Here is a 16,498-nt window from a genome sequence, read left to right as displayed (position 1 = left end):
TTTATAAATAGGGTATAATTACAAACGATAAATGATTATATGAGAAATGAAGGAGTATATAGAATGAGACAATCAAAAATGTTGATTCCAACATTACGAGAAGTTCCAAATGATGCAGAAGTACTAAGTCATCAAATTTTATTAAGAGCAGGGTATATTCGCCAAGTTTCAGCTGGTATTTATTCTTATTTGCCTCTTGCTAATCGTGTATTGGAAAAATTAAAAACGATCATGCGTGAAGAATTTGAAAAGATTGGCGCTGTCGAAATGTTGATGCCAGCTCTCTTACCTGCGGAATTGTGGGAAGAATCTGGTCGTTATGAAACTTACGGCCCCAATTTATATCGTCTCAATGATCGTAATGATCGCAAAATGATCTTAGGTCCAACTCATGAAGAAACATTTACTGAATTGATTCGCAATGAAGTCAATTCCTATAAAAAATTGCCGTTGAACCTTTACCAAATCCAGACAAAATATCGTGATGAAAAACGTCCACGGTTTGGGTTATTACGTGGCAGAGAATTTATTATGAAAGATGCTTACTCTTTCCATTCATCAGAAGAAAGTTTAGATGAAGCGTATAAAGATTATGAAAAAGCATATACTGAGATTTTCAAACGTTGTGGGTTAGATTTCCGAGCAATCATTGGTGATGGTGGCGCAATGGGTGGTAAAGATTCAAAAGAATTCATGGCGATCTCAGAAATCGGTGAAGATACGATCTGTTACTCAACAGAAAGCGATTATGCCGCTAACTTAGAAATGGCGACAAGTTATTATGTCCCTAAAAAATCACATGAAACACAACTTGAATTAGAAAAAATTGCGACACCAGATGTAAAAACGATTGAAGAAGTAGCGAACTTCTTTGAAACTGAGCCACAAAAAATCATCAAATCTGTTTTATTTATGGCAGACGAAAACCCAGTATTGGTATTAGTACGTGGGGATCACGATGTCAATGATGTGAAACTGAAAAACTTTTTAGCGGTTGATTTCTTAGAAGAAGCAACAGAAGAAGATGCTCAAAAATACCTAGGAGCAGATTTCGGCTCTGTTGGTCCAATCGGTGTAGCAGAAGAAGTAAAAGTCTACGCTGATCGTCATGTCCAAGACTTAGCGAACGCTATTACTGGAGCGAATGAAACTGGGTTCCATTATGTGAATGTCAACCCAGAACGAGATTTTGAAGTGATCTCATATGAAGACCTTCGCTTTGTTCAAGAAGGAGATCCATCACCTGATAATAATGGTGTATTGGCATTTACACGTGGAATCGAAATCGGACATATCTTTAAATTAGGCACACGCTATAGTGAATCAATGGGCGCAACCGTATTAGATGAAAATGGACGTGAAAAATTTGTCATTATGGGTTGTTACGGAATTGGCGTAAGTCGTCTGCTTTCAGCAATCGTTGAACAAAATTCAGATGAAAATGGCATTAACTGGCCTAAAGGAATCGCGCCTTTTGATTTACATGTTGTTCAAATGAATCTAAAAGACGAAAACCAAACGAACTTAACCGAAGAAGTTGAACAAACGATGTTGGCTGCTGGTTATCAAGTACTCGTTGACGATCGTAATGAGCGTGCAGGTGTGAAATTTGCAGATTCTGACTTAATTGGCTGTCCAATTAGAATTACAGTAGGTAAAAAAGCGGTGGATGGTATCGTTGAAGTCAAAATTAAGAAAACTGGGGAAATGGTTGAAGTTCGCAAAGAAGAGCTAGCAAATACGTTACCCATTCTTTTAAATCAATAAAATACAGTCAAGAAAGAAAATTCTTGCTTGAAATGAAAGACAAGCCTAACAAATAGTTGGGCTTGTCTTTTTTCTAATGAGACTGAGGCAAGTTTTGGCTCGGTATCCTTCGTTTTTTGTTTCTCACATTTGTTCGAATGAAAAATCATACTGGCTCTTTAGTAAGAAGAAATTGATTTGTGTTACAAAATCGTTCTTAATAAATCGTTGGCACCAATCCTCCATCAAGTCGCAAGGCAGCGCCAGAAAAAGAAGTTGCATAGGGGCTAGAAACAAATGTAACAAATCGCCCGATTTCTTCTGGTCGGATCAAGCGTTGGATCTGTGAGAGTGGACGATGATTTTTCATAAAATCTTGTTCCCATTCATATTCAGGCAATTGGCTGTCTGCGTACATTGTTGTTAACATTTCTTGAACGCCCTCTGTCAAGGTGGAGCCAGGCATGATCGTGTTGACGGTCACTTGAGAGCCAACAGTCAATTTGGATAAACTTTTTGCTAAAGAAAGATTCATCGTTTTGGTCATACTGTATTGAGCCATTTCACCTGAAGGCATCACTGCTTCTTCACTCGCAATAAAAAGGATACGACCAAAATCTTGCTTCAACATTTTAGGTAAATAATTTTTGGCTAATGCATTTCCAGCAAGAACATTGACATGGAAAAAATGTTCCCAAATATCATCTGTGATAGCTAAATAATCCATCGGTTCAAAAATCCCCATATTATTGATCAAAATATCTACTGTAGGAAATTGCGTAAACAGTTCTTGCCGTGCTTCTGGATCTGCTAAATCAAATGGCGCACGCTGAGGGTTAGTTTGGGGGAATTTTTCTTTTAATTCAGTGACCACTTGATCAACAAGCGGCGCGTGACGACCATTGATGATGACATCTGCACCTTCTTTTGCCAATTCAATCGCAATGGCCTTTCCGATGCCTTTTGTTGAGCCAGTGACTAACGCAACCTTATGAGATAAACCTAGTTCCATCTTACATCTTCCTCCTTTATTTAAAATCGAATGTATCAGGATTTGGTCCTACCCGAAAATGCTCGTTCAGTGCATTCAAAACCGTCATTTCATCTTCAGAAAGAACGAAATCAAAAATGTCAGCATTACTTTTCATTCGTTCGGGCTTAACTGACTTGACCACTAATAAGATGTCTTGCTGGACATCCCAACGTAAGATTACTTGGGCTGGAGTAATATGATGCGCTTCAGCAATCTCTACTATAGTTGGGTGATTCAATAGTTTCCCTTGCATCAAAGGGGACCACGCTTGGATCTTTATTGCATGTTTTGCGCAGAAATTGCGTAGTTCAGTTTGAGATAACTTTGGATGTAGTTCCACTTGGTTGAGAACGGGAATGACATTCGCATGTGTCAATAATTTTTCTAAATGAGTGATTTGAAAATTGCTAACACCAATCGCTTTGATTTTCCCCGCTTGATATAATTTTTCCAAAGCACGCCATGACTCTAAAAATGCATCTTCGCCAGGCCAATGGATTAAATAAAGATCTAGATAGTCTAGTCCTAGACGTGCTAAACTGGTTTCAAAAGCTTGGATTGTTTCGTCATAGGTTAAATGATCGTTCCAGACTTTGGAGGTTACGAATAGTTCTTCTCGAGAAATTCCAGCAGCTTTCAGCCCTTCTTTGATTCCGATTCCTGTACCAATTTCATTATCATATATTTGAGCAGTATCAATCAACCGATAGCCCTTTACAATGCCTTCTTTGACTACTTCAGCAGTTTGGGTATCAGGGATTTGAAAGACACCAAGTCCTATCCCTGGAATTTCTATTTGGTTATTTAACATGATTCGATCATTCAATGAATGGATCATCTATACTCCTCCTTTAATTTTCAATAGATATAATGTATACTAGATAGGCTCTAATAGATAGTACCTACTTTATTGTGCTATAGTGTCTAAAAAGTAACTATTGGATAGTAAAAGGATTTTAGGAGGGAAATATGATTGAAAAAACGTATAATATTGGTGTAGAAGCCACGATGGATGTTATCGGTGGGAAATGGAAACCGATTATTTTATGCAACCTGCGTCACAGTCCGCTTCGTCCCAGCGACTTAAAACGAAAAATTCCTAATCTTAGCCAAAAGATGTTGACTCAACAATTGCGTGAATTAGAAGCAGACGGTATTGTTGTACGAACCTCATATCATCAGGTTCCACCAAAAGTTGTTTATTCCTTAAGTGAATATGGTCAAACATTAAGTAGTGTGTTAGATGCGTTATGTGATTGGGGCGAACTGCATGTTACTACGTTGCAAGAGCAAGGAGTACCAATCAGCTTACGTTGTGAGGATTCATTTAGCTAAGTAATCAACGATTTAGAACGAGAAAGAAAATTCTTTGTCGTTTTTTTAATGTAAATCCATGTAAAAACGGGTATACTAAATAGTACTGAAAGAAGAAGAGGTTCAAATGAAATAGCATTGATTTGTCCTCGTCAGAAAGGGCGTATGGTTTTGTCAGAAAAACGAGAGTTATTTGAAAAATTGTTGGAACAAATCCAACTAGAAGAAGTGGAAAAAAATCATCCACTAATCTCTGCTGGCGAAATGGAGCGTGTAGTGGTTCACCGCAAATCAAGATTGTGGGAGTTTACCCTACACTTTACTCAAATTTTACCGATCATGCTTTATCGATCATTGCTCCAAAATTTGACACTGGCATTTAAAGATATTGCACAGATCAGATTAACTATCAAAGCTGATGATCAGCAGTTTGATGAAAAATTATTACAAGATTATTGGGCACAAGCTTTAGAAAGCCAACAATGCGATACGCCGTTGGCTCAACAAGTTTTAAAAACACAAGTCCCTATATTGAAGGAAAAGAAAATTGTCTTGCCAGTCGATAGTAATGGCGCTATTAATTATTTAAAGCAACAATATCTACCTTTAGTTGAAACGCTGTTTGTCAGCTACGGGTTCCCTAAATTTCGTATCGAACCTGAAATTGATGAAGAACAAGCAGAACGTGTGCTAAAACTGTTTGAAGAGCGGAAGCAAGAACAAGCAGAAGCGTTCATGAAGCAAGCTGCGGAAAGTTTGATTGTCCATGAACAAAAGAAAAAAGAAAGAAAAGAGCAACTTCCTGTACTAGATGGACCGATCCAGTTAGGTCGTAATATTCCAGCAGATGAACCGACAATACCAATGATCAATATCGTTGAAGAAGAACGTCGTGTGACCTTGGAAGGCTATGTATTTGATAAAGAAGTGCGTGAGCTACGTTCAAAACGTAAGATTCTAACGTTAAAAATCACCGATTATACTTCTTCTTTTATTGTTAAGAAATTTTCAAATAATGAAAAAGATGAACAAATCTTTGATGCAATCAGCGTAGGAAGCTGGTTAAAAGTTAGAGGAAGTATCCAAGAAGATACATTTGTGCGAGACCTGGTGATGAATGCACAAGATATCATTGAGGTGAAGCATGCACCTCGTAAAGACTATGCTCCTGACGATGAGAAACGAGTGGAATTACATGTTCATAGTAATATGAGTACGATGGATGCAACCAATAGTATCTCTGACCTTGTAGCTCAAGCTGGAAAATGGGGACACAAAGCGATTGCGATCACGGATCATGGAGGGGCACAAGCATTTCCTGAAGCGCATAGTGCCGGTAAAAAAGCAGGCGTGAAAATTCTTTATGGGGTTGAAGCCAATGTCGTAGATGATGGTGTGCCGATTGCTTACAATGATGAACATGTTTCTTTGAATGAAGGAACATATGTCGTATTTGACGTGGAAACCACTGGACTATCTGCTGTTTATGATACGATCATCGAATTAGCTGCGGTCAAGATGTATAAAGGGAATGTCATTGAAAGCTTTGATGAATTTATTGATCCCGGACACCCACTTTCCCGCACAACGATTGATCTAACTGGGATCACAGATGAAATGGTACGAGGATCTAAATCAGAAGAAGAAGTCCTACGTTTGTTTCTCGAGTTTTCAAAAGATTCGATTCTGGTCGCCCATAATGCCGCGTTTGATATGGGATTCTTGAATACAAGTTATGCAAAATATGGAATCCCAGAGGCGACGAATCCAGTCATCGATACGCTGGAATTAGCCAGATATCTGTATCCTCAATTTAAACGATTTGGTCTAGGTGTGTTATCTAAAAAATTTGGTGTCAGTCTTGAACAGCATCACCGAGCGATTTACGATGCTGAAGCGACAGGTCATTTAGCATGGATTTTCGTTAAAGAAGCAATGGAAAACCATGAGATGCTCTACCATGATCAACTCAATGCTCATGTGGGAGAAGGCGATTCATATAAACGAGCAAGGCCATTTCATGTGACGATCTTAGCGAAAAATCAAGCTGGATTAAAAGATTTATTCAAATTAATCTCGATGTCGAATGTGGAATATTTTGAACGTGTCCCACGTATTCCTCGTTCACAACTGAAGAAATTACGTGAGAATCTTTTCATTGGCTCTGCTTGTGATAAAGGTGAGATTTTCGAAGCAATGATGCAAAAAGGAATTGAAGAAGCTAGAAATCGAGCAAAATTTTATGATTATATTGAAGTGATGCCAAAAGCGGTCTATGCACCATTGCTTGAGCAAGAACTAGTCAAAAATGAACATGATTTAGAAGAAATCATCAAAAATCTAGTTGAAATCGGAAAGTCATTGGACAAAATCGTCGTTGCTACTGGGAATGTGCATTACCTTAATGAAGAAGATGCAATCTATCGGAAGATTTTGATTAATTCAATGGGTGGGGCTAATCCGTTGAACCGACATAGTTTGCCTGATGTGCATTTTAGAACAACAGATGAGATGTTGACTGCTTTTAACTTTTTAGGAAAAGATCTAGCGAAAGAAATCGTCGTTGACAATACGAATAAGATTGCTGACCTTTGTGAAGAGGTCATTCCGGTGAAAGATGATTTGTATACGCCAAAAATTCCTGGATCTGAAGAAGAGATTTCTGATTTGAGTTATACCAGAGCTAAACAGTTGTACGGTGATCCATTACCAGAAATCATTGAAAAACGATTAGAAAAAGAATTGAATTCGATCAACGGGAATGGGTTTTCTGTGATCTATTTGATTGCGCAAAAACTGGTGCATAAAAGTAACGAAGATGGTTATTTAGTTGGTTCACGTGGATCAGTTGGTTCTAGTTTTGTTGCGACAATGACTGGGATCACTGAAGTAAATCCATTAGCCCCTCACTATTATTGTCCTGATTGCCAGTATTCAGAATTCTTTGAAGATGGTACTTACGGTTCGGGGTTTGATATGCCTGAAAAAAAATGTCCGAAATGTGGCGCACGATTAAATAAAGATGGCCATGATATTCCTTTTGAAACGTTCTTAGGGTTCCATGGAGACAAAGTACCAGATATCGATTTGAACTTTTCAGGTGATTACCAAGCAGAAGCGCACAACTATACGAAAGTTTTGTTTGGGGAAGAATATGTTTATCGAGCAGGAACAATCGGTACAGTTGCCGATAAAACAGCTTATGGCTTTGTTAAAGGTTATGAGCGAGATCATAATTTACAATTTCGCAGTGCTGAAGTTGATCGATTAGCCAAAGGTGCGACTGGCGTGAAGCGAACGACTGGACAACATCCAGGGGGGATCATCGTTATTCCCGATTACATGGACGTATATGATTTTACACCGATCCAATATCCAGCAGATGATCAAAATTCAGAATGGAAAACAACGCATTTTGATTTCCATTCTATCCATGATAATGTACTGAAGCTTGATATTCTGGGACATGATGATCCGACAGTAATCCGTATGTTGCAGGATTTATCGGGAATCGATCCACAAACGATCCCAACTGACGATCCAGAAGTAATGAGAATTTTTGCCGGTCCAGATGTCTTGAACGTTACCAGTGAACAGATTTATTCTAAAACAGGGACACTAGGTATCCCAGAGTTTGGGACACGCTTTGTTCGGGGAATGTTGGAAGAAACACATCCAACGACTTTTGCTGAACTCTTACAGATTTCTGGATTATCACATGGGACCGATGTGTGGTTAGGCAATGCAGAAGAATTGATCAAACGTGGGGATGCAACTTTGGCTGAAGTAATTGGTTGTCGGGATGATATCATGGTTTACTTAATCCATGCTGGATTAGATAGTGGGATGGCTTTTAAGATTATGGAAACCGTTCGTAAAGGGCTATGGAACAAGATCCCTGATGAATTACGAGAAACCTATCTATCCGCCATGAAAGAAAACAATGTTCCAGATTGGTACATTGATTCTTGTTCTAAAATCAAATATATGTTCCCAAAAGCCCATGCAGCGGCTTACGTTTTGATGGCCTTACGTGTAGCTTATTTTAAAGTCTATTTCCCTATTTTATACTATTGTGCCTATTTCTCAGTTCGAGCGGATGATTTTAATCTTGTGGCTATGTGTAAAGGGAAAGATGCGGTAAAACAAGCGATGAAAGAAATCACAGATAAAGGTTTGGATGCCTCAGTCAAAGAGAAAAATCAGTTGACCGTCCTTGAATTAGCGAATGAAATGTTGGAAAGAGGCTTCCATTTTGGCATGATCGATCTATATAAATCAGATGCCGTGAACTTCGTGATCGAAGGAGACACATTGATCGCACCATTTAGAGCTGTCCCAAGTTTAGGAACAAACGTTGCAAAACAAATCGTTGAAGCACGAAAAGATGGACCATTCTTATCAAAAGAAGATCTTGCTACACGAGGAAAAGTTTCTAAAACGTTGATTGAGTATATGAACGACAACGGGGTATTGAAAGACCTTCCAGATGAAAACCAACTTTCCTTGTTTGATATGTTCTAATCAAGGGTTAGCGTGGAAGCTTGTCATTTTAAATGAAATATGGTATAGTTATTTATAGGTAATGATACTAACTGTGAGTGAGCGGAATTTTCGCTCACTCTTTTTAATGGAATTACGGAAGCAATTTTAAGGAGGCGAACTTTTTGAGTAGCGTCGTTGAAACAGTCACAGCAATGGTGACTCCGATTTTAGAGGAACAAAATTTTGAACTTGTCGAAGTAGAATTTGTGAAGGAAGGCAAAAGTTGGTTCTTACGAGTATTCATTGACAAAGATGGCGGAATCGATATCGAAGAATGTGCATGGGTTAGCGAAAAACTTAGCGAAAAACTTGATGCAGCAGATCCAGATCCTATCCCACAAGCTTATTTTCTAGAGGTATCATCTCCAGGGGCAGAACGCCCATTAAAAAAAGAGAAAGATTACGAAAAAGCGCTTGGAGAATATATCCATGTTTCTCTTTATCAACCAGTTGATGGAGAAAAACAATATGAAGGATTTCTCCAATCAGTTGATGCTGAACAGCTGATATTGAAAATACGCATAAAAACACGGGAAAAAGAATTAATTCTTGACCGAAAAAATATTGCCAAAGCTCGCTTAGCGATCCAATTTTAATCACGGAGAGGAAACAGAAAAATGAGTAAAGAAATGCTAAACGCATTAGATGCATTAGAAGCTGAAAAAGGGATTTCAAAAGAAATCGTGATCGACGCTTTAGAAGCTGCTTTAGTTTCTGCATACAAACGCCATTATGGTCAAGCTCAAAATGTTGAAGTTGAATTTGATCAAAAGAAAGGGAAAATTCACGTCTATGCTGTGAAAGAAGTTACTGAAGAAGTAATGGATTCACAATTAGAAGTATCATTAAAAGATGCGCTTTTGATTAATCCGGCATATGAGATTGGTGATACCATCCGTTTTGAAGTGACACCAAAAGACTTTGGACGAATTGCTGCACAAACAGCAAAACAAGTTATTTTACAACGTGTCAGAGAAGCAGAAAGAACCATCATTTACAATGAGTTCAGCGCGTATGAAAAAGACATTATGCAAGGTATCGTTGAACGTCAAGATAAACGATATATCTATGTAAATCTTGGAAAGATCGAAGCTGTTTTATCGAAACAAGATCAAATGCCTAATGAATTTTATCAACCGCATGATCGTATCAAAGTGTACGTTTCTCGTGTAGAAAATACGTCAAAAGGTCCACAAGTCTTCGTTAGCCGTAGCCATCCAGATCTATTACGCCGTTTATTCGAACAAGAAGTGCCAGAAGTTTACGATGGGATCGTTGAAATCGTAAGCATTGCTAGAGAAGCGGGCGATCGCTCAAAAGTAGCCGTTCGTTCAAATGATGAAAATATTGATGCAGTTGGAACTTGTGTTGGACCAAAAGGCCAGCGTGTGCAAGCGATCGTGAATGAATTAAAGGGTGAAAACATGGATATCGTTGAGTGGAACGAAGATCCAGCGGTATTTATCACGAATGCTCTGAATCCAGCGCAAGTGATCGATGTGATTTTTGATGAAGAAAATCCTAAAGCTTGTACCGTTGTCGTTCCAGATTACCAATTATCCTTAGCGATTGGTAAACGTGGACAAAATGCACGTTTGGCTGCCAAACTAACAAATCACAAAATCGATATCAAGTCAGAATCAGATATGGCTGAATATTATGAAAAACAAGCGCAAGATCAAGAAGTAGCTTCTGAAGAAGTCGCTCATGATGAAGTGATCGTTCAATCTGATTATACAGATGATGAATATGAAACGATTGCTTTCAACGATGAAACAGTTGAAAATACGGATCAAGATGCTTAACAATTAGCTTAGGAGGCGAAGAGATGAAACAAAGGAAGATTCCTTTACGCAAATCTGTGGTTTCAGGTGAAATGAAACCCAAAAAAGAGATGATTCGAATTACCCGTTCCAAAGAAGGGGAAGTATCGATTGATCCCACTGGGAAAATGCCAGGCCGTGGTGCGTATGTCTCACTTGAGCCAGCTGAAGTACAACAAGCTTGGGATAAGAAGATTCTTGATCGGGCGTTAGAAACGACTTTGACAGATGAATTCTACCAAGAGTTACTCGATTATGTAACCCATCAAAAAGCACGAAAAGAGCTATTCGGTAAATGAATGAAGGAAATCGGCAAAAAGCCATGAATCTCATTGGGTTAGCGATGCGCGCTGGTAAGTTGATTACCGGCGAGGAGTTGACCATTGCAGACATTCGTAAACAGAAAGCAAAGATCGTGTTTGTAGCAAATGATGCGAGTGAGAATACGAAGAAAAAAGTGAAAGATAAGAGTTCATATTATGAAGTTCCTTGCTTTGAACTATTTTCCGAAGCTGAAATCACGCAGATGATTGGGAAGCCTCGCAAAGTATTTGGAATCGTAGATAACGGTTTTGCGAAGAAAACCAAGGAGCTAATTGAAGGTTAGGAAGGTGATTGCATGAGCAACAAACGAATTTATGAACTAGCAAAAGAATTAAATCAGCCTAGTAAAGACGTTGTGGAAAAGGCGCAGCAACTTGGGATTAATGTGAAGAATCACATGGGAGCAATCACAACTGGTGATGAAAAGAAGTTGCAACAAGCGTTCAAAAAACCACAGACGAATGAAAAACCAGCACAGCAAGCCAGCCAAAAGCCAGCCACAAACCAGCCGAATGAACAAAAGAAACAAGAAACAAAAACGAAACAACAAAAAAATAACCGCAACTATCAAGATCGCGGTCAAGGGAGCGGTCAAGTGAATCAAGGAAAAAACCAATCAACAAACCAAAACCGAAGTAATAATGGAGGCGGAAATAACCAAAACCGTCAAGGAGCAACACAAAGTGGCAATCAAAACCGCCAAGGATCAACACAAGGCGGAAACCAAAATCGCCAAGGATCAAACCAAGGTGGTAACCAAAACCGTAACAACAATAATAATCGTGGTAAATTTAACAATAACAACCGCAATCGTTTTAACAAAAAAGGGAAAAAAGGAAAACAACAAACTTCCAATAAACCTGCTGTACCACCACGTAAATTCCGTGAGTTACCAGAAGTATTAGAGTATACTGAAGGCATGAACGTTGCGGATATTGCAAAGAAAATCCATCGTGAACCAGCAGAGATCATCAAAAAATTATTTATGCTTGGCGTAATGGTCAACCAAAACCAAGCACTAGATAAAGATACGATTGAACTCTTAGCAACAGATTATGGGATGGAACCACAAGAAAAAATCCAAGTAGATATCGCAGATATCGACAAATTCTTTGAACCAGAAGAATTAAATCCTGATACATTGGTTTCTCGTCCACCAGTTGTAACAATCATGGGACACGTCGACCACGGGAAAACAACATTACTTGATACATTACGTCATTCACGAGTAACAAGTGGCGAAGCTGGTGGGATTACACAACATATCGGTGCCTACCAAATCGATATCGATGGCAAACCAATCACATTCTTAGACACACCTGGGCATGCTGCATTTACAAGTATGCGTGCGCGAGGAGCAAGTATCACTGATATCACGATCTTAGTTGTAGCAGCAGATGACGGTGTTATGCCACAAACAGTCGAAGCAATCAACCATGCGAAAGCAGCTGGCGTACCAATTATCGTTGCTGTTAATAAGATTGATAAACCAGGGGCAAATCCTCAACACGTGATGCAAGAATTAAGTGAATATGAATTGATTCCAGAAGCTTGGGGTGGAGAAACGATTTTCGTTGAAATCTCTGCTAAATTTGGTCAAAATATTGACGAATTGCTGGAAATGATCTTGCTAGTTGCGGAAGTAGAGGATCTAAAAGCAGATCCTAAACAACGAGCAATTGGTACAGTAATTGAAGCACGTCTAGACAAAGGAAAAGGACCTGTTACAACATTACTTGTTCAACAAGGGACTTTAAACGTAGGTGACCCAATTGTAGTAGGAAATACCTATGGACGTGTGCGTGTGATGGTCAACGACTTAGGTCGTCGTGAAAAATCTGCTGGACCAGCAACACCAGTTGAGATCACTGGGTTAAACGATGTGCCACAAGCAGGTGACCGCTTTGTTGTCTTTGAAGATGAAAAAACTGCTCGTGCAGCCGGTGAAGAACGTGCCAAACGTGCGTTGTTAGAACATCGTGCGATCACTAGTCGGGTAACATTGGACAACTTGTTTGAAAGCTTAAAAGAAGGCGAATTAAAAGAAGTAAATGTTATCATTAAAGCTGATGTACAAGGTTCTGCAGAAGCATTGGCTGCTTCATTGCAAAAGATCGATGTAGAAGGCGTACGTGTGAAAATCGTCCATTCTGCAGTTGGTGCCATCAATGAAAGTGATGTAACCCTTGCAGCAGCAAGTAATGCGATCATCATTGGGTTCAATGTTCGTCCTACACCACAAGCTAAAATTCAAGCGGATAATGAAGAAGTGGACATTCGTTTACACCGAATCATTTATAAAGCAATCGAAGAAATCGAAACAGCGATGAAAGGGATGCTAGATCCAGAGTTTGAAGAAAAAATCACTGGTCAAATGATCGTTCGAGAAACATTCAAAGTATCAAAAGTTGGAACGATCGCTGGGGCTTATGTCACAGAAGGATACATTCGACGTGATAGTGGCGTTCGCGTGATCCGTGATGGTATCGTCATTTACGAAGGACAACTAGCTAGCTTGAAACGTTTCAAAGACGATGTAAAAGAAGTTAAAATGGGTTATGAATGTGGTGCAATGATCGAAAAATTCAATGACATCAAAGTCGATGACGTCATCGAAGGCTTCATTATGGAAGAAATCAAAACAAATTAATTTTAGGAGGCCGCTCAATATGGCAAACTATCGAGACCGCCGAGTCGGTCAAGAAATTTTAAAAGAAGTAAATGATATTTTACGCAAAAAAGTTCGTGATCCTCGTGTAGAAAACGTGACAATCACTGATGTCCACGTTACGGGAGATCTACAACAAGCAACCATCTATTATAGTATTTTATCTGACTTAGCTTCAGATAAGAAAAAAGCACAGGAAGGCCTAGCAAAAGCAAGTGGACTGATTCGCCGTGAATTAGGACACAACTTAAGCATCTATAAAACGCCTGAATTAACTTTTGAATTAGATGAGTCAGTGGGGTATGGTAACCACATTGATGAGTTGCTTCGTAATTTAAATAAAGATTAAAACAAAAAGAGCTATAAACCTTAAGAAGTGGGGTTATAGCTCTTTTTTAGTAGTTTTTTTAGTTTTAGCTTTTTATAAAGCAGAGATACCGCAGTTACACCATCATCCAATTTTTTAGAAAAAAAGTTCAAACTACACAATGCAAGTAGTTTAAAATGACAAACGCACAGTACCATAATTTTACTGTACAGAATACATGAGAAAAAAATGAGCAATTTGTACGTGTCTCGAACAGGTTGTGAAAGAAGCGGTCAACTCCAAACGAATAAGAGAGAATCTTTTAAAATAGCTTTTCTTATTTTGAAAAATTCTCTCTTATTTTTAAGAAGTGGCTTCTTGGACACCGTTTATTAAGAGTTAGATTTATACTTCAGACTCTTTTCGAGATTCGTATATGACCCTCAGTTTTTTGTTTTGGGGAAGACTAGGATCATTTATTCCTTAAAAGCTGCGACTCGTTTTAATCAAAGGCTGCAAATGAAGGATTCAAGCTTGCCTTTGTCTAAGAGAATAACATGAATTGTATTTACAGGTTTGTGAAGTTTTATTACAAGTTTGTTGCCAAATAATAAAAACGTAGCGAAAAAAGGTAAAATCGTCACATTATTGTGGGATGTGTTATAATGACAAAGTTGATATTTTATTGGATAGGGAGAAAAAACATGGATGGATTATTACCTTTGTGGAAAGAACGTGGCATGACAAGTCATGATTGTGTATTTAAATTAAGAAAAATCTTACATATGAAAAAAATTGGTCATGGTGGTACGTTAGACCCTGATGTTGATGGTGTGTTACCGATTTGCCTTGGAAAAGCGACTAAAGTTATCGAATATTTAAGCGATGCAGGAAAAGTATACCAAGGAGAGATTACATTAGGATTTAGTACAACGACAGAAGACAAATCTGGTGAGGTCGTCGAAAGTAAAACAGTTGATCGATTAATCAGTGATGAAGAAATTGATGAAACGATGAAAAGTTTTATCGGGGAAATCACTCAGATACCACCGATGTATTCAGCTGTCAAAGTGAACGGCAAACGTCTTTATGAGTATGCCAGAAACAATGAAACAGTTACACGTCCCGTGCGTAAAGCGCAGATTGAACGTTTTGAAAGAACAAGTGACGTGCATTGGGACCAAGAGAAGGGGTTGCTATCTTGGCGTTTTGAGGTAGTATGCGGGAAAGGGACTTATGTACGAACGCTTGCTGTTGATACTGGGAAAAAATTAGGCTATCCTGCTCACATGTCCGATCTAACTCGAACAGCTAGTGGAGGAATGAAGAAGGAGCAGGCAATCACTTTACAGCAAGTAGCAGATTATATGCTTGCAGGAACCTTTGAAGAACATTTATTGCCACTAGAAGCTGGTGTTGCTCGTTTTAAGAGAGTAGACATTAGTGATCGTGTTTGGGAAAAAGTTAAAAATGGTATGCGCTTAGATTATCAGGTATTTAACTTAGCAGAAATGCCGACAGAAGAGATCGCACTTTTTTACCAAGACAAAGTAGTAAGTATTTACCAGCCAAATCCAAAAGAAAAAAATAAATTAAAACCAAGCAAAGTGTTGAGGAATGAGGTATAAAAATGAAAATTATCAAAATTAGACATCCTTATCAAGCAGATCAGATCCCACCAGAAGACGTTGTACTTGTTTTAGGCTTTTTTGACGGGGTACATCTAGGCCATCAACGTGTTATCAATCGGGGAAAAGAAATTGCTAAAAAAGAAGGATTGAAATTAGCTTTGATGACTTTCAACCAACATCCTTCAATCGTCTTCAAAAAAATAAATCCAAGTCAAGTAAAATATTTGACTACTCTGGAACAAAAAGAAGAAAAAATGGCCCTATTAGGTGTTGATTATTTATACGAAATCGATTTTACGTCATCGTTTGCTCATTTAGCTCCACAAGAATTTGTTGATCAATATATCGTAGGACTTCATGCAAAATATGCTGTTTCTGGTTTTGACTATACTTACGGACCTAAAGAAATTGCAGATGTAGCGCACTTACCAAGTTATGCAAAAAATCGATTTGAAATCATCACTGTACCAAAAGAAGAAGACAGTGGCGAGAAGATTAGTTCGACACGGATACGTGAATTATTAAACGCAGGAGAAATAAATGAAGTAACACGTTTATTGGGGGCTGCTTACGAGGTCGAAGGGGTGGTAGTCCATGGCGATGCTCGTGGCCGCCTGCTAGGATTCCCAACAGCTAACATCAAAGTTAAAAGTACTGTTCATCTTCCAAAAGAAGGTGTCTATGTTTCAGAGATCAAAGTTGGTGAAACGTGGTATCAAGCAATGGGATCAATAGGTCATAATGATACCTTTGGTGATGATCGTGAACTTACCGTTGAATTATATATTTTAAATTTTGCTCAAGATATCTATGGAGAGCATGTAAAAGTCCGTTGGCATCATTTTTTGAGAAACCAAGTGAAATTTCCAAACGTTGAATCATTGATTGAACAACTGAAAGCAGACGAAAAAGCGACAGCGGACTATTTTAAATAAAAGTATTGAATTTAACTGAAGACAATAAAAAAGCCTTTTTTGGTGAAATCATTCGAGTCAGCAAGTAGCATGCTGACTCTTTTATTATAGAAAAAAGTAAATCGATCGAATAAGCGTATCGTTTGCCTAAAAGACAGGGTGCTATTGTACACTTGATATAGGAAGTATGCAG

Annotated in this window: 13 protein-coding genes; 11 read left to right on the top strand and 2 right to left on the bottom strand. The window is 38.5% G+C overall.

All coding sequences use genetic code 11. The annotated features are described in order from the left end of the window. Positions 1-63: 63 nt before the first annotated feature. A complete protein-coding gene (locus IGK81_RS07800; RefSeq protein ID WP_010718877.1) occupies positions 64-1,767 on the top strand; it encodes a proline--tRNA ligase in 1,704 nt (567 codons plus the stop codon). 196 nt (positions 1,768-1,963) lie between these two features. Here IGK81_RS07800 and IGK81_RS07795 read toward each other — a convergent pair whose 3' ends face one another. Further along, the gene (locus tag IGK81_RS07795; protein ID WP_034698335.1) at positions 1,964-2,758 is read right to left on the bottom strand and encodes an SDR family NAD(P)-dependent oxidoreductase; all 795 of its coding nucleotides are present in this window, start codon (positions 2,756-2,758) and stop codon (positions 1,964-1,966) included. Between the two features lie 16 nt (positions 2,759-2,774). Beyond that, positions 2,775-3,617, bottom strand: a complete 843-nt coding sequence (locus tag IGK81_RS07790; RefSeq protein WP_034698333.1) for an aldo/keto reductase — start codon at positions 3,615-3,617, stop codon at positions 2,775-2,777. A gap of 131 nt (positions 3,618-3,748) precedes the next feature. Between IGK81_RS07790 and IGK81_RS07785 the strand changes: the two genes are divergently transcribed. The 10 genes from IGK81_RS07785 (at position 3,749) to ribF (ending at position 16,326) form a co-directional block, all read left to right on the top strand. Then, positions 3,749-4,114 (top strand): winged helix-turn-helix transcriptional regulator, encoded by a 366-nt coding sequence (locus tag IGK81_RS07785; protein ID WP_010737776.1) that lies wholly within the window; start codon positions 3,749-3,751, stop codon positions 4,112-4,114. A 150-nt stretch (positions 4,115-4,264) separates the two neighbouring features. Further along, a complete protein-coding gene (locus tag IGK81_RS07780) occupies positions 4,265-8,617 on the top strand; it encodes a PolC-type DNA polymerase III (protein WP_034698557.1) in 4,353 nt (1,450 codons plus the stop codon). A gap of 143 nt (positions 8,618-8,760) precedes the next feature. Then, a complete protein-coding gene (gene rimP / locus IGK81_RS07775; RefSeq protein ID WP_010718882.1) occupies positions 8,761-9,234 on the top strand; it encodes a ribosome maturation factor RimP in 474 nt (157 codons plus the stop codon). Between the two features lie 21 nt (positions 9,235-9,255). After that, a complete protein-coding gene (nusA, locus tag IGK81_RS07770) occupies positions 9,256-10,443 on the top strand; it encodes a transcription termination factor NusA (protein WP_034698331.1) in 1,188 nt (395 codons plus the stop codon). A gap of 23 nt (positions 10,444-10,466) precedes the next feature. Next, a complete protein-coding gene (gene rnpM / locus IGK81_RS07765; RefSeq protein WP_010718884.1) occupies positions 10,467-10,760 on the top strand; it encodes an RNase P modulator RnpM in 294 nt (97 codons plus the stop codon). Then, complete coding sequence (locus IGK81_RS07760; protein WP_010718885.1) at positions 10,757-11,068, top strand: YlxQ-related RNA-binding protein; 312 nt, start codon at positions 10,757-10,759, stop codon at positions 11,066-11,068. The genes rnpM and IGK81_RS07760 overlap by 4 nt, the downstream gene beginning before the upstream one ends. A gap of 12 nt (positions 11,069-11,080) precedes the next feature. Then, positions 11,081-13,435: a translation initiation factor IF-2 gene (gene infB, locus IGK81_RS07755; protein WP_034698328.1), complete on the top strand. Its 2,355-nt coding sequence runs from the start codon at positions 11,081-11,083 to the stop codon at positions 13,433-13,435. A 19-nt stretch (positions 13,436-13,454) separates the two neighbouring features. Next, positions 13,455-13,802 carry a 30S ribosome-binding factor RbfA gene (rbfA, locus tag IGK81_RS07750; protein ID WP_010718887.1) on the top strand — a complete coding sequence of 116 codons (348 nt, stop codon included), beginning with the start codon at positions 13,455-13,457 and terminating at the stop codon, positions 13,800-13,802. A gap of 662 nt (positions 13,803-14,464) precedes the next feature. Beyond that, entirely contained in the window at positions 14,465-15,388 is a 924-nt protein-coding gene (truB, locus tag IGK81_RS07745) for a tRNA pseudouridine(55) synthase TruB (RefSeq protein WP_010718888.1), read from the top strand. A 2-nt stretch (positions 15,389-15,390) separates the two neighbouring features. Next, positions 15,391-16,326, top strand: coding sequence for a riboflavin biosynthesis protein RibF (gene ribF, locus IGK81_RS07740; RefSeq protein WP_010718889.1), 936 nt, complete (start codon positions 15,391-15,393; stop codon positions 16,324-16,326). The last annotated feature ends 172 nt before the right edge of the window (positions 16,327-16,498 follow it).

The organism is Enterococcus sp. DIV0703, from assembly GCF_051711065.1.
Classification (GTDB): Bacteria; Bacillota; Bacilli; order Lactobacillales; family Enterococcaceae; genus Enterococcus_B; species Enterococcus_B hirae.
The sequence above is the reverse complement of the archived record's forward strand: the minus strand, read 5'-3'. Positions and strand labels throughout refer to the sequence as shown.

Excerpts from the sequence above, each read along its gene's own strand:
- ribF (WP_010718889.1), top strand. The coding sequence starts at position 15,391 with ATGAAAATTATCAAAATTAGACATCCTTATCAAGCAGATCAGATCCCA.
- rbfA (WP_010718887.1), top strand. The coding sequence starts at position 13,455 with ATGGCAAACTATCGAGACCGCCGAGTCGGTCAAGAAATTTTAAAAGAA.
- IGK81_RS07800 (WP_010718877.1), top strand. The coding sequence starts at position 64 with ATGAGACAATCAAAAATGTTGATTCCAACATTACGAGAAGTTCCAAAT.
- IGK81_RS07795 (WP_034698335.1), bottom strand. The coding sequence starts at position 2,758 with ATGGAACTAGGTTTATCTCATAAGGTTGCGTTAGTCACTGGCTCAACA.
- IGK81_RS07790 (WP_034698333.1), bottom strand. The coding sequence starts at position 3,617 with ATGATCCATTCATTGAATGATCGAATCATGTTAAATAACCAAATAGAA.
- IGK81_RS07785 (WP_010737776.1), top strand. The coding sequence starts at position 3,749 with ATGATTGAAAAAACGTATAATATTGGTGTAGAAGCCACGATGGATGTT.
- nusA (WP_034698331.1), top strand. The coding sequence starts at position 9,256 with ATGAGTAAAGAAATGCTAAACGCATTAGATGCATTAGAAGCTGAAAAA.
- IGK81_RS07760 (WP_010718885.1), top strand. The coding sequence starts at position 10,757 with ATGAATGAAGGAAATCGGCAAAAAGCCATGAATCTCATTGGGTTAGCG.
- rnpM (WP_010718884.1), top strand. The coding sequence starts at position 10,467 with ATGAAACAAAGGAAGATTCCTTTACGCAAATCTGTGGTTTCAGGTGAA.
- infB (WP_034698328.1), top strand. The coding sequence starts at position 11,081 with ATGAGCAACAAACGAATTTATGAACTAGCAAAAGAATTAAATCAGCCT.
- truB (WP_010718888.1), top strand. The coding sequence starts at position 14,465 with ATGGATGGATTATTACCTTTGTGGAAAGAACGTGGCATGACAAGTCAT.